At 70.9% G+C, this 26,370-nt stretch carries 26 protein-coding genes, 1 tRNA gene and 1 pseudogene; 17 read left to right on the top strand and 11 right to left on the bottom strand.

Annotation, left to right across the window (positions count from 1 at the left end; genetic code table 11):
- The first annotated feature begins 163 nt into the window (after nucleotides 1–163).
- Nucleotides 164–1,759, top strand: a complete 1,596-nt coding sequence (locus tag OOK40_RS14715) for an ABC transporter ATP-binding protein (RefSeq protein WP_266481736.1) — start codon at nucleotides 164–166, stop codon at nucleotides 1,757–1,759.
- Complete coding sequence (locus tag OOK40_RS14710; protein ID WP_266480838.1) at nucleotides 1,756–3,492, top strand: ABC transporter ATP-binding protein; 1,737 nt, start codon at nucleotides 1,756–1,758, stop codon at nucleotides 3,490–3,492. The genes OOK40_RS14715 and OOK40_RS14710 overlap by 4 nt, the downstream gene beginning before the upstream one ends.
- Before the next feature lie 64 nt (nucleotides 3,493–3,556).
- Here the strand turns inward: OOK40_RS14710 and OOK40_RS14705 are convergent, their stop codons facing one another.
- From OOK40_RS14705 to OOK40_RS14695, 3 genes are read right to left on the bottom strand one after another with little or no spacing between them, the layout of a single operon-like run.
- Entirely contained in the window at nucleotides 3,557–4,060 is a 504-nt protein-coding gene (locus OOK40_RS14705; RefSeq protein ID WP_266480835.1) for a copper chaperone PCu(A)C, read from the bottom strand.
- Entirely contained in the window at nucleotides 4,041–6,290 is a 2,250-nt protein-coding gene (locus OOK40_RS14700; RefSeq protein ID WP_266481734.1) for a cation-translocating P-type ATPase, read from the bottom strand. The genes OOK40_RS14705 and OOK40_RS14700 overlap by 20 nt, the downstream gene beginning before the upstream one ends.
- Nucleotides 6,291–6,310: 20 nt before the next feature.
- Entirely contained in the window at nucleotides 6,311–6,499 is a 189-nt protein-coding gene (locus tag OOK40_RS14695; RefSeq protein WP_266480833.1) for a hypothetical protein, read from the bottom strand.
- A gap of 150 nt (nucleotides 6,500–6,649) precedes the next feature.
- Here OOK40_RS14695 and OOK40_RS14690 point away from each other — a divergent pair, with 150 nt between their 5' ends.
- The 3 genes from OOK40_RS14690 to OOK40_RS14680 all read left to right on the top strand — a co-directional run bounded on the left by OOK40_RS14690 (nucleotide 6,650) and on the right by OOK40_RS14680 (nucleotide 8,517).
- Nucleotides 6,650–7,237, top strand: coding sequence for an HhH-GPD-type base excision DNA repair protein (locus tag OOK40_RS14690; RefSeq protein ID WP_266480831.1), 588 nt, complete (start codon nucleotides 6,650–6,652; stop codon nucleotides 7,235–7,237).
- Between the two features lie 220 nt (nucleotides 7,238–7,457).
- Entirely contained in the window at nucleotides 7,458–7,754 is a 297-nt protein-coding gene (locus OOK40_RS14685) for a type II toxin-antitoxin system VapB family antitoxin (RefSeq protein ID WP_003955420.1), read from the top strand.
- A 136-nt stretch (nucleotides 7,755–7,890) separates the two neighbouring features.
- Nucleotides 7,891–8,517 carry a LytR C-terminal domain-containing protein gene (locus OOK40_RS14680; protein WP_266480829.1) on the top strand — a complete coding sequence of 209 codons (627 nt, stop codon included), beginning with the start codon at nucleotides 7,891–7,893 and terminating at the stop codon, nucleotides 8,515–8,517.
- Between the two features lie 20 nt (nucleotides 8,518–8,537).
- Here OOK40_RS14680 and upp read toward each other — a convergent pair whose 3' ends face one another.
- On the bottom strand, nucleotides 8,538–9,173 hold the full coding sequence (gene upp / locus OOK40_RS14675) for a uracil phosphoribosyltransferase (RefSeq protein WP_266480827.1): 636 nt from the start codon (nucleotides 9,171–9,173) through the stop codon (nucleotides 8,538–8,540).
- A gap of 119 nt (nucleotides 9,174–9,292) precedes the next feature.
- Between upp and OOK40_RS14670 the strand changes: the two genes are divergently transcribed.
- The 9 genes from OOK40_RS14670 to OOK40_RS14630 all read left to right on the top strand — a co-directional run bounded on the left by OOK40_RS14670 (nucleotide 9,293) and on the right by OOK40_RS14630 (nucleotide 14,431).
- A complete protein-coding gene (locus tag OOK40_RS14670; RefSeq protein WP_266480825.1) occupies nucleotides 9,293–9,472 on the top strand; it encodes a hypothetical protein in 180 nt (59 codons plus the stop codon).
- 139 nt (nucleotides 9,473–9,611) lie between these two features.
- Nucleotides 9,612–10,151 carry a hypothetical protein gene (locus tag OOK40_RS14665; RefSeq protein ID WP_266480823.1) on the top strand — a complete coding sequence of 180 codons (540 nt, stop codon included), beginning with the start codon at nucleotides 9,612–9,614 and terminating at the stop codon, nucleotides 10,149–10,151.
- Nucleotides 10,152–10,222: 71 nt separating this feature from the next.
- Nucleotides 10,223–10,651, top strand: a complete 429-nt coding sequence (gene tadA, locus OOK40_RS14660; RefSeq protein WP_266480820.1) for a tRNA adenosine(34) deaminase TadA — start codon at nucleotides 10,223–10,225, stop codon at nucleotides 10,649–10,651.
- A 59-nt stretch (nucleotides 10,652–10,710) separates the two neighbouring features.
- Nucleotides 10,711–10,795, top strand: a tRNA-Ser gene (locus OOK40_RS14655).
- Nucleotides 10,796–10,916: 121 nt separating this feature from the next.
- Entirely contained in the window at nucleotides 10,917–11,081 is a 165-nt protein-coding gene (locus OOK40_RS14650) for a hypothetical protein (protein WP_266480818.1), read from the top strand.
- A 9-nt stretch (nucleotides 11,082–11,090) separates the two neighbouring features.
- A complete protein-coding gene (locus tag OOK40_RS14645) occupies nucleotides 11,091–11,384 on the top strand; it encodes a Dabb family protein (protein WP_266480816.1) in 294 nt (97 codons plus the stop codon).
- Nucleotides 11,385–11,561: 177 nt separating this feature from the next.
- Nucleotides 11,562–12,404 carry an RNA polymerase sigma factor SigF gene (locus OOK40_RS14640; protein WP_266480814.1) on the top strand — a complete coding sequence of 281 codons (843 nt, stop codon included), beginning with the start codon at nucleotides 11,562–11,564 and terminating at the stop codon, nucleotides 12,402–12,404.
- A gap of 234 nt (nucleotides 12,405–12,638) precedes the next feature.
- The gene (locus tag OOK40_RS14635; protein WP_266480812.1) at nucleotides 12,639–13,502 is read left to right on the top strand and encodes an RNA polymerase sigma factor SigF; all 864 of its coding nucleotides are present in this window, start codon (nucleotides 12,639–12,641) and stop codon (nucleotides 13,500–13,502) included.
- A gap of 62 nt (nucleotides 13,503–13,564) precedes the next feature.
- The gene (locus OOK40_RS14630) at nucleotides 13,565–14,431 is read left to right on the top strand and encodes a hypothetical protein (RefSeq protein ID WP_266480810.1); all 867 of its coding nucleotides are present in this window, start codon (nucleotides 13,565–13,567) and stop codon (nucleotides 14,429–14,431) included.
- A gap of 27 nt (nucleotides 14,432–14,458) precedes the next feature.
- Here OOK40_RS14630 and OOK40_RS14625 read toward each other — a convergent pair whose 3' ends face one another.
- Nucleotides 14,459–14,677: a hypothetical protein gene (locus OOK40_RS14625; protein ID WP_266480807.1), complete on the bottom strand. Its 219-nt coding sequence runs from the start codon at nucleotides 14,675–14,677 to the stop codon at nucleotides 14,459–14,461.
- A 196-nt stretch (nucleotides 14,678–14,873) separates the two neighbouring features.
- On the opposite strand from OOK40_RS14625, the gene OOK40_RS14620 reads away from it, so the two are divergent.
- The 3 genes and pseudogenes from OOK40_RS14620 to OOK40_RS14610 all read left to right on the top strand — a co-directional run bounded on the left by OOK40_RS14620 (nucleotide 14,874) and on the right by OOK40_RS14610 (nucleotide 17,535).
- Nucleotides 14,874–15,332 carry a MarR family winged helix-turn-helix transcriptional regulator gene (locus tag OOK40_RS14620; protein ID WP_266480805.1) on the top strand — a complete coding sequence of 153 codons (459 nt, stop codon included), beginning with the start codon at nucleotides 14,874–14,876 and terminating at the stop codon, nucleotides 15,330–15,332.
- A gap of 117 nt (nucleotides 15,333–15,449) precedes the next feature.
- Nucleotides 15,450–16,967: pseudogene (locus OOK40_RS14615) on the top strand (MDR family MFS transporter); the annotation flags it as partial.
- A gap of 100 nt (nucleotides 16,968–17,067) precedes the next feature.
- Complete coding sequence (locus OOK40_RS14610) at nucleotides 17,068–17,535, top strand: PPOX class F420-dependent oxidoreductase (RefSeq protein ID WP_266480803.1); 468 nt, start codon at nucleotides 17,068–17,070, stop codon at nucleotides 17,533–17,535.
- Nucleotides 17,536–18,209: 674 nt separating this feature from the next.
- Here OOK40_RS14610 and OOK40_RS14605 read toward each other — a convergent pair.
- The 6 genes from OOK40_RS14605 to OOK40_RS14580 all read right to left on the bottom strand — a co-directional run bounded on the left by OOK40_RS14605 (nucleotide 18,210) and on the right by OOK40_RS14580 (nucleotide 26,365).
- On the bottom strand, nucleotides 18,210–18,989 hold the full coding sequence (locus OOK40_RS14605) for a TetR/AcrR family transcriptional regulator (protein WP_266480801.1): 780 nt from the start codon (nucleotides 18,987–18,989) through the stop codon (nucleotides 18,210–18,212).
- 36 nt (nucleotides 18,990–19,025) lie between these two features.
- A complete protein-coding gene (locus OOK40_RS14600) occupies nucleotides 19,026–20,534 on the bottom strand; it encodes an MFS transporter (RefSeq protein WP_266480799.1) in 1,509 nt (502 codons plus the stop codon).
- 69 nt (nucleotides 20,535–20,603) lie between these two features.
- The gene (locus OOK40_RS14595) at nucleotides 20,604–22,733 is read right to left on the bottom strand and encodes a glycosyltransferase family 39 protein (RefSeq protein WP_266480797.1); all 2,130 of its coding nucleotides are present in this window, start codon (nucleotides 22,731–22,733) and stop codon (nucleotides 20,604–20,606) included.
- Complete coding sequence (locus OOK40_RS14590) at nucleotides 22,730–24,076, bottom strand: bifunctional glycosyltransferase family 2/GtrA family protein (protein ID WP_266480794.1); 1,347 nt, start codon at nucleotides 24,074–24,076, stop codon at nucleotides 22,730–22,732. Before OOK40_RS14590 ends, OOK40_RS14595 begins: the two co-directional genes overlap by 4 nt.
- Nucleotides 24,077–24,101: 25 nt before the next feature.
- A complete protein-coding gene (locus tag OOK40_RS14585) occupies nucleotides 24,102–25,628 on the bottom strand; it encodes a HAMP domain-containing sensor histidine kinase (RefSeq protein ID WP_266480790.1) in 1,527 nt (508 codons plus the stop codon).
- Nucleotides 25,628–26,365 (bottom strand): response regulator transcription factor, encoded by a 738-nt coding sequence (locus tag OOK40_RS14580; protein ID WP_323136063.1) that lies wholly within the window; start codon nucleotides 26,363–26,365, stop codon nucleotides 25,628–25,630. Before OOK40_RS14580 ends, OOK40_RS14585 begins: the two co-directional genes overlap by 1 nt.
- Between the last annotated feature and the right edge of the window lie 5 nt (nucleotides 26,366–26,370).

Genomic DNA, 26,370 nt, shown 5'->3' with positions numbered 1-26,370 from the left:
CGCGGACCTGACCGCACGGATGAGCGAACCGGGTCACTAAAGTTGCACCGTGACAGTCGCAGATACGGGGCCGGACAGCCGGAGTGCCGGGCGGTATCTATGGTGGCTGATCACCAGCCAGCGGCGCCGCGTCGCCGCGGGCGCTCTGCTCGGCAGTCTGTGGATGGTGTGCCTGACGCTGCCGCCGTATCTCCTGTCACGGGCCATCGACGAAGGACTCCGGCCGGGCGACTTCGGCGCGCTGACCGGCTGGGTCGCCGCACTGTTCGGCGTCGGGGTGCTCAACGCCTGGCTGGCGATCATGCGCCATCGCACCATGACCCGGATCCGGATGGACGCCGTCTTCCGTACCGTCGAGGTCGTCGTCCGGCAGTCGACGCGCCTGGGCGCCGCGCTGCCGCGGCTGCTCACCGCCGGCGAGGTCGTCACGATCGGCATCAGCGACGTAAGGACCATCAGCCAGACGCTCACCATCACCGGGCCCGGCGTCGGGGCGATCTTCGCCTATCTCGCAGTGGCCGTCCTGCTGCTCACCGTCTCGCCGCTGCTCACCGCCGTGGTCCTGCTCGGTGTGCCGGTGCTCGCCGTGCTGGTGGGGCCGCTGCTCGGACGGCTCCAGGGCGCGGAGTCGACCTACCGCGAGCGGCAGGGCACGCTGGCAGGGCGGATCGGGGATCTCGTGGGCGGGCTGCGCGTACTCAACGGCCTTGGCGGCAAAGGGCTGTACGCCGACCACTACCGCCGCGGATCGCAGAGGCTGCGGGCCGAGGGCTACCGGGTCGGCGTCGTGACCAGCTGGATCCAGGCGCTCGGGGTCGGGCTGCCCGCGGTCTTCCTCGCCGCCGTGACCTGGCTGGCGGCGAGGATGGCGGCTCAAGGGACCATCACCGTCGGGGAGTTGGTGGCGGTCTACGGCTATGTCGCGGTCCTCGTCGTGCCGGTGGCGTTCTTCATCGAGGGCGGCTACGACCTGGGGCGCGGCCTGGTCGCGGCCCGCCAGGTGGTGCGCTTGCTGAATCTCGAATCCTCGGACGCGGACGCCGCCGGGCCGGTCGACGCGCCGGCGTCCCCTGCCGTACTGCACGATCCGGCATCCGGTGTGGAGGTGACGCCCGGGCGGCTGACCGCGCTGGTCAGCGCGCGGCCCGCGCAGTGTGCGGAGGCCGTGGACCGGCTCGCCAGGTTCACCGGGTCGGCGGCTACCTGGGGCGGGATACGGCTCGACGCGATGGCGTCGGCACGGATACGGGAACGGATCCTGGTCGCCGACAACGAGGCCGATCTGTTCTCGGGACCTCTGCGGGAGGTCGTCGCCGGGCGCGCGGACCGGGACGAGGACGCCGTCGCGGCGGCGGTGCACGCGGCCGTCGCACAGGACATCGTCGACGGGCTGCCCGACGGCCTCGACTCGGCGGTCGACGCGCAGGGCCGCAATCTCTCCGGCGGCCAGCGCCAGCGCATACGGCTCGTACGAGCCCTGCTCGCCGAACCCGAGGTACTGATGGCGGTCGAGCCCACATCCGCCGTCGACGCCCATACGGAGGCGTCGCTCGCCTCCCGGCTGCGTGCCGCCCGCGCCGGGCGCACCACCGTGGTCACCAGCACCTCGCCGCTGCTCCTTGAACAGGCGGACACCGTGTACTTCCTGGTCGACGGGACCACGGCCGCGACCGGCAGCCACCGAGAACTGCTCGCGGCCGAGCCCAGGTACCGCGCGCTGGTCTCCCGCAGCGCGGGCGAACAGGAGGGTCAGCGGTGAACCGCCACCTCCCGGTCGCCGAGCCGCATCACGTACGCCGCGCCGCCCTGCGGCTCGTCCGGCTCGACTCACGCGCCTTCGCCGCCGTGATCGCGCTCAACGCGCTCGCCGCCGCAGCCGGGCTCGCGGGGCCATGGCTGGTCGGACGCGTCATCGACCGGATCAGGGACGGCGCGGGCGTCGCCACCGTGGACCGGCTGGCCTTCGCCATCCTCTGTTTCGCCGTCGCCCAGTTGCTGCTCACCCGCTTCGCCCGGTACGTGGGACACCGCTTCGGAGAGCGGACGTCCGCCCGGATACGTGAACAGTTCGTCGAGCGGGCGCTCTCCCTGCCCGCATCCGTCGTGGAACGCGCCGGGACCGGTGATCTCACCGCGCGCGGCACCGCCGATGTCGCAACCGTGGGCACCACGCTTCGCGACGCCGGGCCCGAGGTCTCCATCGCGGTGGCCCAGGCCCTGTTCATCATCGGCGCGGTCTTCGCCCTCCACCCGCTGCTCGGTGCCTGCGGGCTGCTCGGCCTGATCGGCATCTGGTTCGCCGCGCGCTGGTACCTGCGCCGCGCGCACACCGACTATCTCGCCGAGGGCGCCGCCAACTCCGCGCTCGCCGAGGTGCTTTCCGCCACCGCGTCCGGCGCCAGGACCGTCGAGGCACTCGGGCTGCAGGAGCGACGTATCGCGGCCTGCCTTGACGCCGTCGAGGAGTGCAGGCGGACCCGGATGCGGACGCTGTTCCTGCGCAGTGTGCTCTTCCCCGCCGTGGATGTCTCGTACGTCCTGCCGGTCGTCGGCGTCCTGCTGCTCGGCGGCGTACTGCAGGCGCATGGCACGGTCACCCTCGGAGCGGTGGTCACATCGGCCCTGTATCTACGGCAGTTGTCCGAGCCGCTCGACACCGTTCTCCTGTGGCTCGACCAACTGCAGAGCAGCTCCGCCGCGTTCGCCCGGGTCGAAGGTCTCGGGCGTGCCCCGGCAGCGCTGCCGGCCGCAGAGGCCGCTCCCGCCGACGACCGGATCGAGGTCGTCGGCGCGCGGTACTCCTACGACGGCGGGCGCGACGTCCTGCACGGCGTCGACCTCACCGTCCGCCCCGGTGAACGGCTCGCCGTCGTCGGCCCTTCCGGCGCGGGCAAGTCCACCCTGGGCAGACTGCTCGCCGGCATCGACGCCCCGCACACGGGCACGGTCACCGTCGGCGGCATACCGCTTGCCGCGCTCGACGCCGCACAATTGCGCCGCCAGGTCGTCCTCGTCACCCAAGAACACCATGTCTTTCTCGGCTCGATCCGCGACAACCTGCTGATCGCGGCTCCCTCGGCCACCCGCACCGAACTGTCCGCGGCTCTCGCCGCCGTCGGCGCCGACTGGGCGTCCGAGCTCCCTGACGGCCTCGACACCGAACTGGGCGCGGGCGCCCACAGGCTCGACGGAGCCCAAGCTCAGCAACTCGCCCTGGCCCGCGTCGTCCTGGCCGATCCGCACACGCTGATACTCGACGAGGCGACGGCCCTCCTGGACGCGACAACGGCACGCCATACGGAACGGGCACTCGCCGCGGTCCTCAAGGGCCGCACGGTCATCGCCATCGCGCACCGTCTGCATACGGCCCACGCCGCGGACCGGGTGGCGGTCCTGGCGGAGGGGCGACTCACGGAACTGGGGACGCATGAGGAGCTGGTGGGGGGTGGGGGTGCGTATGCGGCACTGTGGCGGTCCTGGCACGGGGGATAGCAGCTCGGCGGCACATCTCAGCCGTCCGGCGCGGGGAAAGCCCGCGCGGCGGAACCCCGTCCCCTCAACCCCCCGCCCGCACCACCACCGCCACCGCCCGCACCTCACCCCCGTCCCGGAACCTGAGCACGAAATCGACCCGCTCACCCAGCCGCAGAGCCGGTGGATTCTCGACCATCACGTCGCCCACCGCCGGGGACATCCGCACCTCCCCGCCCGCCGGCACCTTCAGCTCCCGCAGCGCCTCCATGCGGCCCGCCCCGTCCGACTCGACGTCGCGCGCGAGCATCGTCGGGGAGCCGAGCAGCGGCGCCTCGACCGAGACCAGGGACGCGTCGGCGCCTCCCGTGTTGCGCAGGTCGAAGTAGGCCACGGTGTCGCGGCCCGCGAGCGGCTGGACGACCCGGGCGCGGGTGACTGTGATCCGGGCCGGGGGCTCGCCGGCCGCGCCGCTGGAGACGTAGGCCGTGAGCAGGGCGAGCGTCACGGCGCAGGCGGCGACCGGCACGAGGATCGCCGCGGTCACGGCTGCCCGGCGGCCGGCGGGGTCAGCGGAGGCTGAGGTCATCGGAGCCCCTCCGTACGGCGGAACGGCCGGGCACGCGCCGGGCGGCCTGCGGCCGTCGGCGGGGCCGCGGCCCGTCGGCGCGCAGCCGCAGACTGTTCCCGACGACCAGCACCGAGCTCGCGGACATCGCCAGCGCCGCGAACATCGGGTTGAGCCACCCGGTCGCGGCCAGCGGCACGGTGACCACGTTGTAGCCGAAGGCCCAGACGAGATTGGCCCGGATCGTGGCGAGCGTGCGGCGGGTGAGGAGCACCGCGTCGACGACCGCCGCCATGTCCTCCCGTACGAGAGTGATGTCCGCGGCCCCGATCGCCGCGTCCGTTCCGCTGCCCATGGCGATACCGAGGTCGGCGCTCGCCAGGGCGGCCGCGTCGTTGACTCCGTCGCCGATCACCGCGACCTGGCGTCCCTCGGCGCGCAAGGAGGCGACCAGTTCCGACTTGCCCTCGGGGCTGACGCCCGCGTGCACGGTGGTGATGCCCAGCTCCCGGGCGACGGCCTGCGCCGCGGCGGACCCGTCGCCGGTCACCAGGATCGGCTCGATGCCCAGGCGCTTCAGCTTGGTCACCGCCGCGCCGCTGGAGGGCCGCAGGGTGTCGCCGACGGCGAGCAGGGCGACGGGCCGGGAGTCGATCTCGACGACGACCGCCGTGTGCCCGGCCTCCTCGGCACGCAGCAGGCCCTCGTGCAGGGTGTCCGGGAGCGGGCGCGCGGCCCGCGGACTGCGTACGGAGATCTCCCGGCCCTCGACCCGGCCGTGCACGCCTTCGCCCCGTACGGCCCGGAAGCCCGCCGTCTCGGGCAGCGGTTCGCCGCCCGCCTGCCTGCGCGCGGCCGCCACCAGGGCGCGGCCGACGGGATGTTCGGAGCCGTACTCCACCGCGCCCGCGAGACGCAGCACATCAGTGGCGTCCCGCCCTTCGGCCACGACGGTCTCGACGAGGGTCATACGGCCCGTGGTGAGCGTTCCGGTCTTGTCGAAGACGGCGCTGTCGACCTGGCGCAGCCGCTCCAGCGCGCCCGGATCCTTGATCAGTACGCCGAGCCGCGCACCGTGCCCCGTCGCCGCAAGGAACGCGGTGGGGGTCGCAAGCCCCAGCGCGCACGGGCAGGCGACGACCAGGACGGCGACCGCCGCGGTCACCGCCGCCTCCGGGTCGGCACCGGCCCCGAGCCAGAAGCCGAGCACACACGCCGCAACCGTCACGATGGACGGGACGAACACGCCCGCGACGGCATCGGCGAGCCGCTGAATCCTCGCCTTGCCCGCCTGGGCGTCGGTCACCAGCCTGGTGATGCGCGCGAGTTGGGTGTCCGCCCCGACGGCGGTCGCACGGACGACGAGCAGCCCGCCGGAGTTCACGGCACCGCCCACGACGCGGAAGCCGGGCCCCACCTCGACGGGAGTCGACTCACCGGTGACCAGCGACAGATCCAGCGCCGAACTGCCCTCGGTCACCACGCCGTCGGTGGCGGCCTTCTCGCCCGGCCGGACCATGAACTCCTGCCCGGTCCGCAGCGCGGAGACGGAGATGCGCTCACCGCTCCCCTTCAACTCCACGTCCTTCGCACCCAGTTCGGCGAGCGCCCGCAGCGCCGACCCGGTGCCGCGCTTGGCGCGTGCCTCCAAGTACCGCCCGGCCAGGACGAAGAGAGGTACCCCGACCGCTGCCTCCAGATACAGATGCGCGGTGCCGCCCTCGGCACTCGGCAGCCAGCTGAACGGCATCCGCATGCCCGGATCGCCCGCCCCGCCGAAGTACAGGGCGTACACCGACCACAGGTAGGACGCGATCACACCGAGCGAGACCAGGGTGTCCATGGTGGCCGTCGCATGGCGAAGCCCGCTGAGCGCCCGGGCGTGGAAGGGGGAGGAGCTCCAGACGACGACCGGTCCCGCGAGCGTGAAGCAGAGCCACTGCCAGTAGTCGAACTGCAGGGCGGGAACCATCGACAGCAAGAGGACCGGCACCGCGAGCACGGCGGTGATCACCAGCCGTTCCCGCCCGTCGTCCTCCCCGCCCTCGTCCTCGTCCCCGGTTGCGAGCGGAGGCGACGGCAACTGGGCGGTGTAGCCCGCCCGTTCCACCGTGGAGACCAGCAGGTCCACACCCACCTCGGGCGGATGCGAGATCCGGGCAAGACCGGTGGCCAGATTGACGGTGGCACTCACCCCGTCGACCCGGTTCAGCTTCTTCTCGACCCGGGCCACGCACGCCGCGCAGGTCATGCCGCCGATCAGCAGATCCGTCACCGGCCCGCCCCCATGTCATGCATCCCGGGCATCCCGCCGGGCTCCTCGCCGCCGGGGCTCTTCGGCTCATCGACACGGTGCAGCCCGGGCGCCACCGGGCCGACGGCGCGTCCCACGGCGTACGAGAGGGCCGTCAGGGCGAGCACCAGGAGCACGAACCCCACCAGGGCCGTGGGAACGGGCATCCGCGAAGTCCTCATGCATCCATACCGTACGGGGGTATGAGCGCGAGGCGAACCCCCAGGGGCTGTGAGGAAGAACAGCCCTCGGGACGGGAACCCGGAGGTCCCCTCGCGCGACTGGCGGGCGCCCATCGGCTGCGTGATCCTCGGGACATGAGCCCCACGATTCATCTCGCCCAGCAGCCCGAGGCCGACGAACTGCTCGGCCGCAGTCCGCTCGCCGCTCTGGTGGGCATGCTGCTCGACCAGCAGGTCCCCATGGAGTGGGCGTTCTCCGGCCCGTACACCATCGCCCGCCGACTCGGCGGCGAGGATCTGGACGCCGCCGAGATCGCCGCGTACGCCCCGGACGCCTTCGCCGACCTGCTGAAGGAGAAGCCCGCCGTCCACCGCTATCCGGGCAACATGGCCAAGCGGGTGCAGCTGCTGTGCCAGTACCTCGTCGACGAGTACGACGGCGACGCGAGCGCCGTCTGGCGCGATGCGGCGAGCGGCGACGAGCTGCTCGCGCGGCTGAAGGCGCTGCCCGGCTTCGGCGAGCAGAAGGCGAAGATCTTCCTGGCGCTGCTGGGCAAGCAGTTCGACGTACAGCCCACGGGCTGGCGCGAGGCGGCCGGAGCGTACGGCGAGAAGGGCTGCTACCGCTCGGCGGCGGACATCACCGGACCGGACTCGCTGGCGAAGGTGCGGGAGCACAAGCAGGAGATGAAGCGCGCGGCGAAGGCAGCGAAAAAGTCCTGACCGGCGCCGTGCCGTCCGACCCGGGGCTCCGCCCCGGAACCCGCGCCTCCATGTCTTCGGGTCTGCGTCACGGAGCAGACGCCGACCCCTTTCGAGCGAATCGGCCGCACTGTCTGTGTGATCGACTCCGGGACTGTTTCCTGGTTTGCGCATTTTTGCCCGGGATCGCACTCCGCCACCGTGGCTGCGCCCGGAGCCTCTTGACCGGTAGGCTTTCCGTGTGATCTTCAAGCGCATCGGTAACGGGCGGCCGTATCCCGACCACGGCCGGGAAAGCACCCGGCAGTGGGCGGACGTGGCGCCGCGCCCGGTCCGCCTCGATCAGCTCGTGACCACCAAGGGCCAGTTGGATCTCGAAACGCTGCTCGCGGAGGACTCCACGTTCTACGGCGACCTCTTCGCCCATGTCGTGAAGTGGCAGGGCGACCTCTATCTGGAGGACGGTCTGCACCGCGCCGTGCGCGCCGCGCTGCAGCAGCGCCAGGTCCTGCACGCCCGCGTTCTCGAGCTGGGCTGAGCCGCCCGGCCGGGGTTCCCGGCCACCTCCGCGGCCGCCCGGGCTACTGAGCCTTTCGGGCTTTTTACGGACCGTACGGACGCAATCGGTTGATCGTTTAGTAGGCATCGGCACCAGGCGGCACTACGCTGCGCCCATGAGCATGCTCACTCCCCCAGGCATGGGCGGAAAGTACCGCATCACGGGCGACAAGTACCCACGAATGCGACGCCCTCGCAAGCGCGGCAGGATCGTTGTGGTGGCCCTCGCCGCGGTGGTCGCCCTCGGCCTCGCCGGCTGGGGAACACTGCAGCTCATCGACGTCTTCACGGGCGACGACGGCAAGACGGCGTCGGCGGCCCGGACGAAGGACTGCAAGAGCGCACCGAAACCCTCCGCCGCGCCCCCTTTGGCCCTCAAGCCGGGCCAGATCACGGTGAACGTCTACAACGCGACCCCGCGCGGCGGCCTCGCCAAGGCGGCCGCCGACGAGCTGAAGAAACGCGGCTTCGCGATCGGCAAGGTCGGCAATGCCCCGGTGGCGTACGACAAGAAGGTGCCCGGCACGGCGATACTGCTGGGCGCTTCCGAGGCGCAACAGGGCGCGTTCCGGGTGCTGGCGACCCAGCTGAAGAGCAGCCGGCCGCAGACCGACACGCGCCGGACGGCGGACGTCGACCTGATCCTCGGCACGGCCTTCAAGACGCTGGACACGAAGAAGGACGCCGACGCGGCGCTGGCCACCCTGGCCAGGCCCGCACCGGCGCCCTCCGGCGCGTGCTGAGCTGAAATCCGGCGTGAGGGCTACTCCGCCATGCCGTACATCCGGTCACCCGCGTCGCCAAGCCCCGGCACGATGTAGCCGTGCTCGTTGAGCCGCTCGTCGACGGACCCGGTGACGACGGTGACCGGCGTGCCCGCCAGCTCGCGTTCCATCACCTCGACGCCCTCGGGCGCCGCCAGCAGCACGACCGCGGTCACATCGTCCGCGCCGCGCTTGATCAGTTCCCGGATGGCGGCGACGAGGGTGCCGCCGGTGGCCAGCATCGGGTCGAGGACGTACACCTGGCGGCCCGAGAGGTCCTCGGGCATCCGGGTCGCGTACGTCGACGCCTCCAGGGTCTCCTCGTTGCGGATCATCCCGAGGAAGCCCACCTCGGCGGTCGGCAGGAGCCGCACCATGCCGTCGAGCATGCCCAGGCCGGCCCGCAGGATCGGCACGACCAGCGGACGCGGGTGCGAGAGCTTCACGCCCGTCGTCCCGGTGACCGGGGTCTCGATGTCCACCTGCTCGGTGCGCACATCTCTGGTGGCCTCGTACGCGAGGAGGGTGACCAGCTCGTCGGCCAGGCGCCGGAAGGTCGGGGAGTCGGTGCGCTTGTCGCGCAGGGTGGTGAGTTTGTGCGCCACCAACGGGTGGTCGACGACATGGATCCGCATGGGCCCAACAGTAGCCCGGGCTGGCATCAACGGTGGGTACGGAGGGAAGGTGGTGGGAGTCCCCCAGGCAGCGGGGCCCGGAGGGGACACGGACCCAGCCGTGGGGTGGTGTGTGGCCGATGCGGGAGCGCGAACCCGAACAGCAGGAGATAGCGGCGGACGCCGAGCGCAGACGGCGACGCGCCCAGTTCCTCCGCGAACTGGGAGAGGCCAAAGCACTGCGCGACCGCGTCCAGCCCCGGAGGGCCAGAGCGGCCCGGATGCGCCAGCAAATGCGTATGCGGACGTTCCGCTGGTAACAGTCCTGGCAGAACTGATGGCCGACGCAACGACGGAAGACCTCTCGCATCGCGCAGGTTTCTGCCACGATTCCGAGTGGGCGGGGCACGAACAACCGCGCCGCCGGTCGTCACACCTCTGATCAGTGGGAGAGTCACGGTGTACTTCGCCGCACTGCTCGCGCGCACTCAAGACGGGTGGGAAGCGAGCGACACAGAGCTCGACGATGTGGAGACCCTGTCGGATCTGACCGACCTGGCCCGTGAGGCCTCGGTGGACGAGGACACGGTGCTCGTCTTCATCGAGCAGGAGGACGCCTGGTTCGGCGTTCTGCGGGTGGAGGGAGAGGAGGACCCTCGTATCTTCGTCTCGGACGCGGCCGCGGCCGCACGCTCCTCGTACGGGGAAATCCTCACCAACGAACTGCTCGGCGGGGACGATGACGACCCGGCCGACGACCTGGACACGCTGGATCTCGACGGCACCGAGGACGGAGAGCCGGAAGACGACGACGCCGACGACGAGGTCGGCGAGTCGGGTTCGGCCGCCGAGCTGGTGCCCGCGGGACCCGTCGGCGATCGCGACATCCTCATGGACCTGGGGCTGTCGGAGAAGGAGCTGCTGGCACTGGACACGGACGCACTGCTGGAGATCGCGGACGCCTTGGGCGCAGCCGAGGTGCTGGAGACCGTCCGCTAGTGACCGGGGGCGTACCTGATCCCGCATCCGGACCCGCAGGCGATCCGGTACGCGACCCGTGGAAGGCGCCGATGCGTCTCGCCATCGAGGAGGCGGAGCGCGCGGCGCTGTCCGGCGATGTGCCGGTCGGCGCCGTCGTGCTGGCCGCCGACGGCACGCTGCTCGCCGCCGGGCACAACGAACGCGAGGCGACCGGCGATCCGACGGCGCACGCCGAGGTGCTGGCGATCCGCAGGGCCGCGGCCCTGCTCGGGGATTGGCGGCTGAGCACCTGCACGCTCGTGGTGACGCTGGAGCCGTGCACGATGTGCGCGGGCGCGATCGTGCAGTCCCGGGTCGGCCGGGTGGTCTACGGCGCACGCGACGAGAAGGCGGGCGCTGCGGGTTCGCTCTGGGACGTCGTACGGGACCGACGGCTGAACCACCGGCCCGAAGTGATCACCGGCGTGCTCGAGCGGGAGTGCGCGCAGCAGCTGACGGACTTCTTCCGGGAGCGCTGACCGACGGGGTCCGGATACGGATTTCAGAGCACGGCACACCTTGGGCTAAGCTCTCTCCCGGTAGCGTGTCCGAGCGGCCGAAGGAGCTCGCCTCGAAAGCGAGTGTGGGGAAACTCACCGAGGGTTCAAATCCCTCCGCTACCGCTCTTGTCGAAGGACCCCGGTGCACCGCGCCGGGGTCCTTTGCCGTGCTCGGTTAGACTCACGCGACGCGCGGCCAGGGGGCTGCAGGGGCGCCAGGGAATCACAGGGGAGGCAGGGGCTGATGGTGCAAACGAAGAAGATCGCTCTCTACGCTGTCATCGTCTTCGTGCTGTACACGATCATCACCTCGCCGGCCAGGGCAGCCGATCTGGTGCAGATAGGGTTCGAGGGCATATCGAGCGCCGCGCAGAGCGTCGGAGACTTCATGACCGAGCTCGTGAACTAGGAGAGTCCCTTGATCCGCCATCTGGTCCTCTTCAAGCTCAACGAGGGCGTCGAGCGCGACGAGCCGCGTGTCGCCGCCGGGGTGAAAGCCTTCCAGGAACTGGACGGGCAGGTGCCCGAGCTGGAGTTCTGGGAGTGCGCCTGGAACATCACCGACCGGCCCATCGCCTATGACTTCGCGATCAACTCCGCGGTGGCCGACAGTGATGCGCTCAAGCGGTACCTCGAGCATCCGGCCCATCAGGCTGCCGCCGGTCAGTGGCGTGAGTTCGCCACGTGGGTGATCGCGGACTACGCATTCTGAACCCCCGCCTTTCCAGGCCCCTCGCCACCGCGGCGGGGGGCTTTTGAGGTTTAAAAGCCAACTTACCTTCAACACGTAGTTATGCGGTGCTTGCACACAGTGGACATGTCTTGTGATGCTATGACCGCTTTTGACGGATGAGTTGACCTTAGTTGACCGCAAAGGGGTGGCGTGACCGTGCCGGCCAGTACTGCGCCTCAAGTGCCACCCCAGAACGAGCGGCCGGACGATCCCTCTGCCGCCGCGAAACCGCAGAGCAGGGGCGCGGACACCCGCGCGCTCACCCAGGTGCTCTTCGGCGAGCTCAAAGAGCTCGAGCCGGGCACCCCGGAACACTCACGGGTGCGTGGCGCGCTGATCGAGGCGAATCTGCCGCTCGTGCGGTACGCCGCGGCCCGCTTCCGCAGCCGCAACGAACCGATGGAGGACGTCGTCCAGGTCGGCACCATCGGGCTCATCAACGCCATCGACCGCTTCGACCCCGACCGCGGGGTGCAGTTCCCGACCTTCGCGATGCCCACGGTCGTCGGCGAGATCAAGCGGTACTTCCGCGACAACGTACGGACCGTCCATGTCCCCCGCCGACTGCACGAGCTGTGGGTCCAGGTCAACGGCGCCACCGAGGACCTGACGACGGCTCACGGCCGCTCGCCCACGACCGCCGAGATCGCCGAGCGCCTCAAGATCGGCGAGGACGAGGTACTCGCCTGCATCGAGGCCGGGCGCTCGTACCACGCGACCTCACTGGAGGCCGCCCAGGAGGGCGACGGGCTGCCCGGACTGCTCGACCGGCTCGGTTACGAGGACCCGGCGCTGGCGGGCGTCGAACACCGCGATCTGGTCCGCCATCTCCTCGTACAACTGCCCGAGCGCGAACAGCGCATCCTGATGCTGCGCTACTACAGCAACCTGACGCAGTCCCAGATCAGCCAGGAACTCGGCGTTTCACAGATGCATGTGTCAAGGCTGCTTGCCCGAAGCTTTGCCCGACTGCGATCCGCAAACAGGATCGAGGCATAGCTGAAACGGGTAGACCGTTTGCGCGCCGGTTCCAGCGACCCAACAGCCCCGCACCCCCTGCTTCCTGCACAGATTCGCCGGTTACTTGTCGACATGTCACTTCAGCGTGTTGCCGACATGTGACATTCTGCGGGAACCGCGTTTGCCGCAGCCCCGCCTCCGGTATTCAGGTGGAGGCTGCGTTCCTCCGATGGTCGTGGCCGCCGCGACCGTCCGCGACCTCAAGGGGGTGGCATGTCCGTAGAACAGGGCAGCTCCAAGGTGCTCACGCTCACGAAGAGCGCGCCCGCACCTGTCGTACCCGACAGCTCCGAGGCCATCAACACCCGCACTCTGTCCCGCTCCCTGTTCCTGCGGCTGCGCGCGCTGGACACGGAAAACGCCGCGGGCGGAGCCGACACCCCGGAGCGCACCTATGTGCGCGACACCCTCATCGAGCTCAATCTCCCCCTCGTGCGGTACGCGGCGGCACGTTTCCGCAGCCGCAACGAACCGATGGAGGACATCGTCCAGGTCGGCACCATCGGCCTGATCAAGGCGATCGACCGGTTCGACTGCGAACGCGGCGTGGAATTCCCCACGTTCGCGATGCCGACGGTCGTCGGCGAGATCAAGCGCTTCTTCCGCGACACCTCGTGGTCGGTGCGGGTGCCGCGCCGGCTCCAGGAGCTGCGGCTCGCGCTCACCAAGGCCAGCGACGAACTGGCGCAGAAGCTGGACCGCTCCCCGACCGTTCCCGAACTCGCCGCGGTACTGGGGGTGTCGGAGGAGGACGTGGTCGACGGTCTCGCCGTCGGCAACGCCTACACCGCCTCCTCGCTGGACTCGCCCTCGCCCGAGGACGACGGCGGCGAGGGCTCGCTGGCGGACCGCCTGGGGTACGAGGACTCGGCACTGGAGGGTGTGGAGTACCGCGAGTCGCTCAAGCCCCTGCTGGCCAAACTCCCGCCCCGCGAGCGGCAGATCATCATGCTCCGCTTCTTCGCGAACATGACCCAGTCGCAGATCGGCGAGGAGGTCGGCATTTCGCAGATGCATGTCTCGCGGCTGCTGACCCGTACGCTCGCGCAGCTGCGGGAGGGCCTGATCGGCGACTGAGCCCCGGCCGAAGCCCGCTCGGCGGGGTTCCTTATTGACGGTGCGTCAGACACACTGGCGCGATGCGACGACGTCATGGGGCCGCTCTCGCGGCGGTCGCGCTCTGCCTCGGCGGGGCGCTGACCGCGTGCGGGAGCGGCGGCGGCGACGGCTATGTGGCCCTCGGCGCCGCGGGGTCGGAGCCCGACGAGGCACCCACCGCGGCCGTGCCGCCGAAGGGCAAGGTCGTTCTGGTACCGCTGGACGGCACCACACCGTCCGGTGGCGAGGCGGGGAAGCCGCCGGGCGATCGGGCCGCGAACGGGACGGGACTGCCCGCGGTGCCCGGCAGCGGCGGCACATCGAGCGGTACGGGCGGCAGCACCGGCGGTTCGGGGAGCCCGGGCAGCGCGGGAGCCGGCTCAGGCGGTACGGGCGGCGGCTCAGGCAGCACGGGCGGCACAGGCGGCTCGGGGACTTCCGGCGGCAGCGGCGGATCAGGCGGCTCGGGGACTTCCGGCGGCAGCGGCGGATCAGGCGGTACGGGGACTTCCGGCGGCAGCGGCGGATCAGGCGGTACGGGCAGCAGCACCGGCGGCACCACCCCGCCACCCGGCCCGACGCCGACACCGCCCCCGGCGGGCCCCGCCGTTCTCGCACTCGGCGAACCGGTCCGTGCCGCATTGGACAAGCGCTGGTGCGAGCAGGTGACCGTTGAGTTCCGCAACACCGGCGGCTCGCCGGTGACCTCGGGCACCGTCACCTTCGCGACACACATCATCGGCGCACTCGGGATCGACTGGGCGACCGTCGAGTCGGCTCAGCCGCTGCCCGCGCCGATCGCCGCGGGAGCGGTGAGAAAACAGGCGTACACCGTGTGTGTGGACGCCTGGCGGGTGCCGCTGGGCATGCATGTCGAGACCCAGGACGTCACCGCCGAATGGAAGTGACCCGGCCGCGACCCGCCGCTGGAGGGCTCAGCCGAGTGCGAGCCAGGCCACCGCGCCGAGGATCGCGACGGCCGCGATGATGCCGACGATCAGCCCGACACGCGAGGACGACTGGGCGGCGGGCGCCGCCTGGCGGCCCTGCGGCACGCCCTCGTCGACGAAGGCGCGGAACATCTGGGTGCTGCCCGCGGGGTCGTAGTTGCCCTCGGGGCCCTGACCTTGGGGAGCATGGGGGTTGTGTGCCATGGGGCAGGACCCTAGCGAACCCCGGTGCGCCCGCCCAACCCCGGGCGGACAGCAGATACCTCCCCCTGATGGCCATGACCGGCGACTTGCGAAGCCTTTGGTGTTCCTTTACTCCCGGGTGCCCGATTTAGTTTGCCTGCGGCAACCAACGGCTTTTATGGTTGCCCTAAGCAACAAGATGCGGGGAGGGACGGCCATGGCCGCACAGAGTCAGTACGCGGAACTGGCCCGTCAGCTCAGCGCCATCGGCGCCGTGAAACGCGGCCTCGCGCGGATGCTGCCCGCCGAGTGCCCGTCCGGTTCCGCCGCCGTACTCACCCTGCTGGACCGGCACGGAGAGATGCGGATGAGCCGGCTGGCCGAGCTGCTCGCCGTCGACATGTCGGTCACCAGCCGCCATGTCGCCCACGCGGCGGAGCGCGACTGGATCGAACGGCTCCCCGACCCGGGGGACAAGCGCTCCCGGATCCTGCGGCTCACCCCCGCAGGAGTGAACATGCTCGACGAACTCGCCCGGCGGACGACCGAGATGTTCGCCCAGAACCTCAAGGACTGGTCCGGCGATGACGTCGGACAGCTGATCGTCATGCTCGCCCGGCTCCGCGACAGCTTCGGCGACTGCCGGGCCCACCACCCCACCCGTACACCCGCTTGAGGCGTAAGGAAGTTCATGGCTACGACCCGTCCCCTACCTTCGGCGGGGAGACCCCATCCAACCGGTAGTGCGGGCGGCGACGCCGAACGCGGAGGGCAGTCCTCCGAGGGCGCGCCGATGACCCACCGGCAGATCATGGAGGCGCTGTCCGGGCTGCTGCTCGGCATGTTCGTCGCCATCCTGTCGTCCACGATCGTCTCCAACGCCCTGCCGGAGATCATCACCGACCTCGGCGGCGGCCAGAGTGCCTACACCTGGGTGGTCACGGCCTCGCTGCTCGCGATGACCGCGACCACCCCGCTGTGGGGCAAGCTCTCCGACCTCTTCTCCAAGAAACTGCTGGTCCAGATAGCCCTGGTCATCTATGTCCTCGGCTCCGTGGTCGCCGGACTCTCGCAGAACGCCGGGATGCTCATCGCCTGCCGCGTCGTCCAGGGCATCGGCGTCGGCGGTCTCTCCGCGCTCGCGCAGATCGTGATGGCCGCGATGATCGCCCCGCGCGAGCGCGGCCGCTACAGCGGCTACCTCGGCGCGACCTTCGCCGTCGCCACCGTCGGCGGCCCGCTGCTCGGCGGTGTCATCACCGACACCGACTGGCTCGGCTGGCGCTGGTGCTTCTACGTCGGTGTGCCGTTCGCGGTCATCGCGCTGATCGTCCTGCAGAAGACCCTGAAGCTCCCGGTCGTTGGGGTCCCCCATGCCGAAGGCCAGGGGAGCCAGGTCAAGGTGGACTGGTCAGGAGCGTTCTTCATCAGCGCGGCGGTCTCGCTGCTGCTGGTCTGGGTGACCTTCGCGGGTGACAAGTACGACTGGATCTCCTGGCAGACGTACGCGATGGTCGGCGGCTCGGTCGTGCTCGGCGCGATCTTCCTCCTGGTGGAGTCGAGGACGAGCGAGCCGATCATCCCGCTGCGGCTGTTCCGCAACCGCACCATCACGCTGGCGTCGCTGGCCTCGCTCTTCGTCGGCGTCGCGATGTTCGCGGGCACCGTCTTCTTCAGCCAGTACTTCCAGCTGGCGCGCGACAAGTCGCCGACCATGTCCGGCGTGATGACCATCCCGATGATCGGCGGCCTGTTCCTCTCCTCGACGGTCTCGGGCCAGGTCATCACCAAGACGGGCCGCTGGAAAGCCTGGCTGGCCGGCGGCGGCGTGCTGGTGACGGCGGGCCTCGGACTGCTCGGCACCATGCGGTACGACACCGAGTACTGGCACATCGCGATCTTCATGGCCGTCCTGGGTCTCGGCCTCGGCATGATGATGCAGAACCTGGTGCTCTGCACGCAGAACCAGGTCGCCACCGAAGACCTCGGCGCGGCCAGCTCGGTCGTCACCTTCTTCCGTTCGCTGGGCGGTGCGGTCGGCGTCTCCGCGCTCGGCGCGGTCATGGCGAACCGGGTCACCCACTACGTCAAGGACGGACTGGCCGAACTCGGCCCGCGGGGCGCGGCGCTGGGCCACGGCGGCACGGCGGGCGGCGGCATTCCCGATCTGGACAAGCTGCCCGCGCCGATCCGTACGGTGATGGAGAGCGCGTACGGACACGGTGTCGCCGATGTCTTCCTCTACGCGGCGCCGTTCGCGCTGCTGGCCTTCCTGGTGACGCTGTTCATCAAGGAGGTCGCACTCAAGAGCCACGCGAAGGCGGAGGGGGCCGAGGCTGCGGAGGCGGTCGAGTCGCCTGTCGCGGCGGTCGTCGTGGCCGGGACCTCCGTACGGGAATAGGCTGCGGCGCATGGCACCCAACATCGCCACCAACACCGCGGTGGAACTGGACGAGTTGCTGGACTTCGTACGCCCCAGGCACCGGGCCATCCTCCTCACGACCCGCGCGGACGGCACGCCGCAGGGGTCGCCGCTGACGTGCGGGGTCGACGACGCGGGCCGTCTCGTGATCTCCACGTATCCGGAACGCGCCAAGACCCGCAACGCGCGGCGCGACCCGCGGGTCAGCGTGATCGTCCTGTCGGACGACTGGAACGGCCCCTGGGTCCAGATCGATGGCACGGCGGAGGTACTGGACGCACCCGACTCGGTGGAACCGCTGGTGGAGTACTACCGGAACATCGCGGGGGAGCACCCGGACTGGGACGAGTACCGGGAGGCGATGGTGAAGCAGGTCAAGTCGATCATCCGGGTGACGGTGGAGCGGTGGGGGCCGGTGGCGAGGGGTGGGTTTCCGGCGAGGCTCAGTGGGGGTTGACGGTGCGGGGGGCCGGGGGGTGTTTCCCCCACCCCGCCCCTTCCCGTAACCGGGGCTCCGCCCCGGACCCCGTCGGTCAGCGGGGGCTCACGCCCCCACACCCCGGAGCTCCAGCGGCTCCGCCGCGGAGCTATAGACGCGGGGCTCACGCCCCGCACCCCGTTGCGGCAGCTTCGCGCCGCAGCGGCCAATCAGCCAAGTCACCCGGGTCCGTGGGTGCCGTGGGCCAGGGGGCGTTGGTGGTTGCTGCCCGGTGAGTGGCCTCGCGGGCGAACCCCATTGGCGGCCAACACCGGGTGAGAGTTACGAACCCTCATCGCCGCCGACGCCGAGGAGTCGAGCCCGACGGGGCTTGTACCGGGTTCGTGGGTGCCGTGGGCCAGGGGGCGTTGGTGGTTGCTGCCCGGTGCTGGGTCTCGCGGGCGAACCCCCGCGCACCGCAAACCATTCCGGTGGGGAGGGGCCGTGCAGGGTCGTCCCCACAGGCGATTGGCGGCCAACACCGCGTGCCCTTACGAACCCCTCATCGCCGCCGACGCCGAGGAGTCGAGCCCGGAGGGGACCCGGAACCCGCGCCACACGGCACCGGCGCATCCGGACCGCCCAGGCCCGCGCCATGCCGCCGCCCGCGCAACGGACCCCAAACCCGAGCCACGACCCCCCGCACTGAACCCTTACGCGCGAGCAACCATCGCTTCGATGCCCGTCACCAGCAGTTCCAGCGCGAACCCGAAGTCCCGCTCCCTCATTTCCTCCACCGTGTCCCCGCCCCGCGCCTCCATCAGCTCCGACGCGCTCTCCACCATCTCCCTGAACTGCGGCTGTTCGCTCACCGTCCCCATCGCCTGGCGGAAGTACTCGTCCTGGCTCATCCCCGCCGTCGCGCAGCGCTGAATGAAGTGCCCCTCGACCGTGCCGAACCCGTACACGAACTGGAACACCGCCGCGAGCGCTCCCATCTGCCCGTGCGGCGGCAGGCCCGTGTTGCGCATCACCTGCTGGACCGCCAGTGAGAACGCCATCGCGTTCGGGCCGATGTTCAGAAACGTACCGATCAGCGGGGACACCCAGGGGTGGCGGACCAGCAACGCCCGGTAGCCGGTGGCCAGTTCGCGCAGTTGCTCGCGCCAGTCCCCCGTCGCGCTCACTTCCGGAAGTCGCAGTGTGCCGAAGACCGAGTCGAGTGCCAGTTCCAGCAGGTCGTCCTTGGTGTCGACGTACCAGTACACCGACATCGCCGTGACGTTCAGCTCCGCGGCCAGGCGACGCATCGAGAACTTGGACGCGCCCTCGGTGTCGAGGAGCCGGACCGTCGCTTCGATGATCTTGTCGCGGTCGAGACCGGCCGGCTGGTCGCGGGTGCCCGATTTGCGGCCGCGGTCCCGGTCCGTCTTGCCGTCCAGCCACACGCTGGTCCGCGCGGGCCCCTTGGCGCGGTCGGCCGCACTCACCATCGCGCATCCTCCTCGGTTCGCCCCCCGACTCCGATGCTATGCCGCCCGCCTGGGTGAGTCTTCCCGCCCGGCCCGCCGCAGCAGCATCGCGGCGAGCAGCCCGCCGGCGAGTACCGCGACCGCGCCGACCAGCTGACTCGTCTGGAGGCCCGAGGCGAAGGCGTCGGAGATCCGGCCGCGTTCGGCGGGGCCGTCGGCCGCGGCGAGTGCCGCCGGGAGGGAGGCCGCGCCGGCGACGGTCGCTGCGAGCGCGGCGAAGCGGGAGTTCAGCACGGCGCCCAGTACGGCGACCCCGAGGCCGTTGCCGAATTCGGCGAGGGTGCCGTTCACTCCGGCGCCCACCCCCGCCTTCTCGGGCGGAATCGCGCTCATGATGGCGTTGGCCATGGCGGGCATGGAGAGCGCGACGCCCGCGCCCATGACGACGAGCCCCAGCAGCATGCCGCCGTATCCGTCGCCGCCGAGTACCGCGATCGCCGCGAGCCCGGCGGCGACCAGGGTCATCCCGGTGGCGATGGTCCCGGGGGTGCCGAGCTTCGGCAGCAGCCGCGCGCCGACGCCGGTCAGGTTGAGGGCGATGACGGTCAGCGCGAGCGGCGCCGTACGCAGACCCGCGTCCAGCGGCCCGTACCCCAGCACGAACTGGAGGTGCTGGGTGAGCAGGAACAGCGAGCCGCCCATGCCGAAGGCCACGAGGATCGCGCCCGCGACCGCGCCGATGAAGCGCTGGTTGCGGAAGAAGTGCATGTCCAGCATGGGATAGGGGATGCGCAGCTCCCAGAGGACGAACACGGCCAGGACGAGAACTCCGCCCGCCGCGGAGGCGAGGACCTGTGTGGACGTCCAGCCGTGCTCGGGCCCGGAGATGATCGCGTACACGACGGCCGTCATGCCGATGGTGGAGAGCAGCGCACCGAGCAGGTCCGGCCGGTCGCCCTGCGGGTTCTTGGACTCCGGTACGAGTGCGAGGACCGCGACGAGCCCGATCGCCGCCACCGGGATATTGACCAGGAAGATCGCGCCCCACCAGAAGTGGTCGAGCATGACCCCGCCTATGAGCGGACCGGCCGCGAAGCCGAGGGAGTTGACGGTGGACCAGAGGCCGATGGCCTTGACGCGTTCGGTGTCGTCGAAGATCTGGACGACGACCGCGAGGGTGGTGGTCATCAGCAGCGCGCCGCCGACGCCCATGCCCGCGCGCGCGGCGATCAGCCCGGTCGCGGTCTGCGCGAGTCCGGCGGCCAGGGAGCCGAAGCCGAACAGCGCGAGTCCCGCGACCAGCATTTTCTTGCGGCCGTAGCGGTCGGAGGCGTTGCCCGCGGCGAGCAGGAGCCCCGACTGGACGAGCGAGTACGCGTTGATCATCCATTGGATGTCGGCCGTGGAGGCGTCGAGCTCCCGGGTGAGGGAGGGGATGGCGACGCCGAGGACGGTGTTGTCGAGCAGCACGGTGAGCTGGGCGAGGCAGATGACGCCGAGGATCAGCCAGCGCTGCGGATGGCGGCCGGTGGGGGCCAGGCGGGTCTCGGCAGTCGTTGCCGTCATACACGCTCCTTGTACGGTGTACGGGAGTTCGTCGTACACCGTACAAGGATCCTCATACGCTGTATAGCGCTATTTTGCGTCGGTCAGGTCGTAGAGCGTCGTGCCGTCCACGGTGACCTTGGTGAACGTCGCCTCCACCCACGTCGTGATCCCGGAGCTGCCGCTGCCGCCGGGCCCGCCGCCCTGGCCGCCCTGGCCGCCGGAGATGAAGTAGTGGATCTTCCCGTTCGCGACGTACTGCTTGAACTGCGCGAGGCTCGGCGACGGGTCGCTGCCGTTGAAGCCGCCGATCGCCATCACCGGCTTCTCGGTGGCGAGTTGATAGCTGGCGGCGTTCTGGGAGCCGATGGCCGCGGCGATCCAGGTGTAGTCGCCGGCGTTCTGCTTCAGTTTGGCCTCGACTTCGGCGTTGACGTTCGCCCCGTTGAGGAGACCGCCCATACCACCGGCGCCGCGCTCGCCCTGCCCGACGCCGGGGAAACCGCCGGGCATCTGGCCCTGACCTTGAGGGGCTTGGCCCTGGCCCATCTGCCCGCCCGTCGGGGGCTGGCCCATACCGCCGCCCGGCATGCCGCCACCCTGCTGCCCGGCAGCCTGACCCTGCCCCTGCTGGCCGGGCGGCTGCATCCGCGCGCCGTCACCGCCGAACCGCCCGCCGGGACCGCCACCGCCCGGACCGCCGCGGCCACCGGCCACCGCCGGTCCCGCCGTCACGATCGAGCCCGCGTGGCCCTCGCTGACCGTCGTGAGGGAGTACGCGACGGGCCCGGCCAGCGATGCCGCGAGCCCCAAAGACGCCGCGCCGAGCGCCAGTTGGCGGCCGATCCTGCCGGCGAGCAGCAGCCCGGCCGCGGCCACCAGACCGCCGATCAGCACGGCCCACCGCAGCCACGGCAGATAGTCCGCACTCCGGCCGAGCAGGGTGTACGACCAGTACGCCGTCACCGCGACCGTGCCGCCCAGCGCCGCCGATGCCGCGTAGGAACGCCGCTCCTCCCACAGGACCGTCGCGCCCATGCCGACGAGCGCGGCGATGTACGGCGCCAGCGCCACCGTGTAGTACTCGTGGAAGATCCCGGCCATGAAGCTGAAGATCCCGGCGGTCATCAGCAGTGAGCTGCCCCAGACCAGGAACGCGCCCCGGGCAGTGTCGGTGCGCTTGGCGCGCCAGGTGATGACAAGCCCCGCGACGAGCAGCAGCAGCGCGGCGGGCAGCAGCCAGGAGATCTGGCCGCCGATGTTCCCGGCGAACATCCGGTCGATGCCGGTCTCGCCCCAGCCGCCGCCACGGCCCCCGCCACCGCCTCCGACGCTCCCGGTCTCGTTGCCGTTGATCCGGCCGAGGCCGTTGTAGCCGAAGGTCACCTCCAGGAAGCTGTTGTTCTGCGAGCCGCCGATGTACGGACGCGAGGACGCGGGCCACAGCTCGACGATCGCCACCCACCAGCCGGCCGAGACGATCATCGCGAGTCCGGCCAGCGCCAGTTGGCCGAGCCGTCGCCGCAGGGTCGTCGGTGCGCACACTGCGTAGATCAGGGCCAGCGGCGGCAGGATCAAGAAGGCCTGCAGCGTCTTCGTCAGGAAGGCGAAGCCGACCGCCACACCCGCCCAGACCAGCCACTTCGTGCGCGCGCCTTCGAGGGCGCGCAGCACGCAGTACACCGTCACCGTCATCAGCAGCGCGAGCAGCGCGTCCGGGTTGTTGAAGCGGAACATCAGCGCGGCGACGGGTGTCACGGCCATCGCGGCGCCCGCGATCAGGCCCGCGGCGGGGGAGAAGCGCCGGCGTACGGCGCCGTACAGCACGCCGACCGTCGCGACCCCCATCAGCACCTCGGGGACGAGGATCTGCCAGGAGCCGAGCCCGAAGAGCCGTACGGACAGGGCCATCGGCCAGAGCGCGGCCGGGGGCTTGTCGACGGTGATGGAGTTCGCGGCGTCGGACGAGCCGAAGAAGAAGGCCTTCCAGCTCTCGCTGCCCGCCTGGACGGCGGCGGAGTAGAAGGAGTTGGCGTAGCCGGACGTGCTCAGGTTGCAGAGGTAGAGCAGTGCGGTGAGAAGCAGAAGTCCGAGGAAGGCGGGTCGCACCCAGGCGGCATCGTCGGCGCGACCGCGCCAGATACGGGTGCCCGGCACGCTGCGGGCGTGCCCGGGGCGCTCCGCCACCGCGAGCCCGTCGTGGGGAAGAGTCGTCGTCATCGTGAGTTCCTTACGGTGTACGGAAGTTCGGAGGCGGGCCGCTCGTGGTCGGCCGGGAGGCGGCCGTCGGCCGGGACGTGGTCGTCAGCCGAGACGTCGTCGTCGCGCCGGTCCGGGAAGACCCACGCCCGGAAGAGCAGGAAGCGCAGCATCGTGGCCGCGAGGTTCGCCGCGATCAGGACCGCGAGCTCGGTGCCGTGGGACGGGTTTCCGGCGGCCGCGTCCAGCGCGGCCAGCGAGCCGCTGGTCAGCGCGAGCCCGATGCCGAACACGACCAGGCCCTGCGCCTGATGGCGTACGGCCCGCTCCCGGCCCCGGATCCCGAAGGTGAGCCGCCGGTTCGCGGCCGTGTTCGCGACGGCGGAGAGCAACAGCGCGCCCGCATTGGCGACTTGGGGCCCGACTCCCGCCCTGAAGAGCGAATACAGCAGCAGATACAGCAGCGTGGACAGCGCGCCGACCACACAGAAGCCGACCAGCTGCCGGGCGAGACCACCCGGAACCCCGCTCAGCTGCCGGTCGCGCGGATCGTCCCCGAAAGGCCGCGCGAGGCGGTCCAGCGGCAGCGCGCCGACCGCCAGCGCACGCCCCACCCGCCAGACTCCCTTGAGGTCCTCGGTCGCCGTGCTCACGATGTGCACCGTCGAGTCCGGGTCGTCGACCCAGTCCACCGGCACCTCGTGGATCCGCAGCCCGGCCCGCTCGGCCAGCACCAGCAGCTCGGTGTCGAAGAACCAGCCGGTGTCCTCGACCATCGGCAGCAGCCGCTCGGCGACCTCGCGGCGTATCGCCTTGAATCCGCACTGGGCGTCCGAGAACCGCGCCGCGAGCGATCCGCGCAGAATCAGGTTGTAGGCGCGCGAGATGAACTCCCGCTTCGGCCCGCGCACCACGCGCGACGAGCGCGCGAGCCGGGACCCGATCGCGAGGTCCGAGTGCCCGGAGATCAGCGGTGCGACCAGCGGCAGCAGGGCGTTGAGGTCGGTGGACAGATCGACGTCCATATAGGCGAGTACGGGGGCGTCGGAGTGCGACCACACGGTGCGCAGTGCCCGGCCCCGGCCCTTCTCCTCCAGCCGGTAGGCCTCCACCTCGGGGATGGAGTGGGCGAGCCAGGTCGCCACCTGGGGCGTGGCGTCAGTGCTCGCGTTGTCGGCGACGGTGATCCGGAAGCCGTACGGGAAGGTCCGTACGAGGTGGTCGTGCAGTCTGCGCACGCACCGTTCGAGGTCTTTCTCCTCGTTGTGGACCGGGATCACCACGTCGAGTACGGGCCGGCCCGCGGTGTGGGCGAGCAGATGCTCCCGGGCCGGAAGAGTCCCCCTTGGGGTATCGGTTCGCATGGCACGACACTCGGCGGCCGCGCTGTCACTCCTGTGTGATGTGCCTATGCGCCGTCTGTGAGTCGTGCGCCGCGGGCATTGCCACGGCGAAGACCGTGTGCCCCGGTTCGGAACGCACGCTCACCGTGCCGCCGTGCGCGGTGACGACCGCCTGCACGATCGCCAGGCCGAGGCCGGTGGATCCGGCGTGCCGGGACCTGGAGGCGTCGCCGCGCGCGAACCGTTCGAAGATGTGCGGCAGCAGGTCGGGCGGAATGCCGGGACCGTCGTCCTCGACCTCCAGCACGACGGCCTGGCTGCCCTCGCGTCGCACGCGTGCGGTGACCGTCGTACCGGGTGGTGTGTGGGTACGGGCGTTCGCGAGGAGATTGACCAGCACCTGGTGCAGGCGGGCACTGTCGCCCAGGACCGTCGCCGGTTCCACCGGGAGCTCCAGACGCCACTTGTGGTCGTGTCCCGCCGCCTGCGCATCACCCACGGCATCCACGACCAGCGGCGAGAGATCAGTGCTCTCGTACGAGAGCGGGCGTCCGGCGTCGAGACGTGCGAGCAGCAGCAGATCTTCCACCAGGCCCGTCATCCGCGTCGCCTCGGCCTCGATCCGCCCCAGCGCGTGCCGGGTGTCCGCGCCGACGTCCTCGCGTCCGCGCCGGGTCAGCTCGGCGTAGCCGCGGATCGACGCCAGCGGCGTCCGCAGCTCATGGCTGGCATCCGCGACGAACTGCCGCACCCGCGTCTCACTCTCCTGCCGCACCGCGAGCGCCGAACCGACATGCCCCAGCATCCGGTTGAGCGCCGCGCCCACCTGACCGACCTCGGTCTGCGGATCGGCCTCGGCGTCCGGGACGCGCTCGTGCAGGGCCACCTCGCCGCTGTGGAGCGGCAGTTCGGAGACACGGGTCGCGGTCGCGGCGACCCGCCGCAGCGGCTGCAGCGCGACCCCGACCAGGGCGGCGCCCGCGATACCGGCGGCGATCAGCCCGGCGCCGGTGACGGAGACCTCGACCAGCACCAGCGTGCCCAGCGCGTCCTGTACGTCTTTCGTCGGGATCCCGACGAGGTAGGAGCCGCGGACCCCGGTGCGGTACTCGACCCGGTAGTCGCCCCGGCCCGGCAGTTCCAGCGTGTGCGGACGGCCGTCGCGCGGGACCTCCGCCAGAGCCTTGGACTGTGCCGCGGTGAGCGGACTCCGGCTCGGCCCCAGCGCGTCCGTCGCCCGCTCGGTGCTGGCCGCGGCGTCGAGAACCGTGCCGCTGGAGGTGAGCTGTGCGCCGACGGTGCCCACCGGCGTACCGCCGCCGGTGACGAAGTCGAGCGGATCCCTCTCCGGCATTCCGGCGAACGGCCGGTCCTCGACCGGGCCCGGCGGTCCGGCGGCACGCATACCGACGGTGTCCAGCTGGGTGTCCAACTGCCCGTACAGATACGTGCGGTAGGCGATCGTCGTCACCGTACCGATCACCGCCGACACCACCGCGATCAGCGCCACCGCGGAGACCACGAGCCGGGTCCGCAGCGACCATCTGCGCCGCCGTCCACGTACGCCGCGCACTATTCGCCCGGCTTGATCAGATATCCGGCCCCGCGCCGGGTGTGGATCATCGGCGGACGACCCGCGTCGATCTTCTTGCGCAAGTACGAGACGTACAGCTCGACGACATTGGCCTGCCCGCCGAAGTCGTACGACCACACCCGGTCCAGGATCTGCGCCTTGCTGAGCACCCGCCGCGGATTGCGCATCAAGAAGCGCAGCAGCTCGAACTCGGTCGCCGTCAGATGGATCGACGCGCCGCCCCGGCTGACCTCGTGGCTGTCCTCGTCGAGGGTCAGGTCCCCGACCGCCAGCAGCGACTCGCTGCGTACGGTCGCGGCCCCGGACCTGCGGATCAGACCGCGCAGCCTGGCCACCACCTCCTCCAGCGAGAAGGGCTTGGTGACGTAGTCGTCGCCGCCCGCCGTCAGTCCCGCGATCCGGTCCTCGACCGCGTCCCTGGCGGTGAGGAAGAGCACCGGCACCTCGGGCAGTTCGCGCCGCAGCCGCCCCAGGACGGCGAGCCCGTCCATGTCGGGCAGCATCACGTCGAGCACCACCGCGTCGGGCCGGAAATCGCGCGCGGAACGCACCGCGCCCGCGCCGTCCCCGGCGCTGCGCACCTCCCAGCCCTCGTAGCGCAGGGCCATCGACAGCAGCTCGCTCAACGCCGCCTCGTCGTCCACGACGAGCACCCGGACAGGGCTGCCGTCCGGCCTGAGCATTTCGGTACGCCCCTGGGGCGAGGTCGCGGTCATGCTGG

Source organism: Streptomyces sp. NBC_01481 (assembly GCF_026339995.1).
Taxonomy (GTDB): Bacteria; Actinomycetota; Actinomycetes; order Streptomycetales; family Streptomycetaceae; genus Streptomyces.
Note: the sequence above shows the minus strand (reverse complement) of the source record. Positions and strands in the feature narration are given on the sequence as shown.

What these genes read in the sequence shown, in the direction of transcription:
- OOK40_RS14715 (WP_266481736.1), top strand. Translation starts at nt 164, where the DNA reads ATGGTGTGCCTGACGCTGCCGCCGTATCTCCTGTCACGGGCCATCGAC.
- OOK40_RS14705 (WP_266480835.1), bottom strand. Translation starts at nt 4,060, where the DNA reads ATGACCTCAGCCTCCGCTGACCCCGCCGGCCGCCGGGCAGCCGTGACC.
- OOK40_RS14700 (WP_266481734.1), bottom strand. Translation starts at nt 6,290, where the DNA reads ATGACCTGCGCGGCGTGCGTGGCCCGGGTCGAGAAGAAGCTGAACCGG.
- OOK40_RS14695 (WP_266480833.1), bottom strand. Translation starts at nt 6,499, where the DNA reads ATGCCCGTTCCCACGGCCCTGGTGGGGTTCGTGCTCCTGGTGCTCGCC.
- OOK40_RS14690 (WP_266480831.1), top strand. Translation starts at nt 6,650, where the DNA reads ATGAGCCCCACGATTCATCTCGCCCAGCAGCCCGAGGCCGACGAACTG.
- OOK40_RS14680 (WP_266480829.1), top strand. Translation starts at nt 7,891, where the DNA reads ATGAGCATGCTCACTCCCCCAGGCATGGGCGGAAAGTACCGCATCACG.
- upp (WP_266480827.1), bottom strand. Translation starts at nt 9,173, where the DNA reads ATGCGGATCCATGTCGTCGACCACCCGTTGGTGGCGCACAAACTCACC.
- OOK40_RS14670 (WP_266480825.1), top strand. Translation starts at nt 9,293, where the DNA reads ATGCGGGAGCGCGAACCCGAACAGCAGGAGATAGCGGCGGACGCCGAG.
- tadA (WP_266480820.1), top strand. Translation starts at nt 10,223, where the DNA reads ATGCGTCTCGCCATCGAGGAGGCGGAGCGCGCGGCGCTGTCCGGCGAT.
- OOK40_RS14650 (WP_266480818.1), top strand. Translation starts at nt 10,917, where the DNA reads ATGGTGCAAACGAAGAAGATCGCTCTCTACGCTGTCATCGTCTTCGTG.
- OOK40_RS14635 (WP_266480812.1), top strand. Translation starts at nt 12,639, where the DNA reads ATGTCCGTAGAACAGGGCAGCTCCAAGGTGCTCACGCTCACGAAGAGC.
- OOK40_RS14630 (WP_266480810.1), top strand. Translation starts at nt 13,565, where the DNA reads ATGCGACGACGTCATGGGGCCGCTCTCGCGGCGGTCGCGCTCTGCCTC.
- OOK40_RS14625 (WP_266480807.1), bottom strand. Translation starts at nt 14,677, where the DNA reads ATGGCACACAACCCCCATGCTCCCCAAGGTCAGGGCCCCGAGGGCAAC.
- OOK40_RS14620 (WP_266480805.1), top strand. Translation starts at nt 14,874, where the DNA reads ATGGCCGCACAGAGTCAGTACGCGGAACTGGCCCGTCAGCTCAGCGCC.
- OOK40_RS14610 (WP_266480803.1), top strand. Translation starts at nt 17,068, where the DNA reads ATGGCACCCAACATCGCCACCAACACCGCGGTGGAACTGGACGAGTTG.
- OOK40_RS14605 (WP_266480801.1), bottom strand. Translation starts at nt 18,989, where the DNA reads ATGGTGAGTGCGGCCGACCGCGCCAAGGGGCCCGCGCGGACCAGCGTG.
- OOK40_RS14600 (WP_266480799.1), bottom strand. Translation starts at nt 20,534, where the DNA reads ATGACGGCAACGACTGCCGAGACCCGCCTGGCCCCCACCGGCCGCCAT.
- OOK40_RS14595 (WP_266480797.1), bottom strand. Translation starts at nt 22,733, where the DNA reads ATGACGACGACTCTTCCCCACGACGGGCTCGCGGTGGCGGAGCGCCCC.
- OOK40_RS14590 (WP_266480794.1), bottom strand. Translation starts at nt 24,076, where the DNA reads ATGCGAACCGATACCCCAAGGGGGACTCTTCCGGCCCGGGAGCATCTG.
- OOK40_RS14580 (WP_323136063.1), bottom strand. Translation starts at nt 26,365, where the DNA reads ATGACCGCGACCTCGCCCCAGGGGCGTACCGAAATGCTCAGGCCGGAC.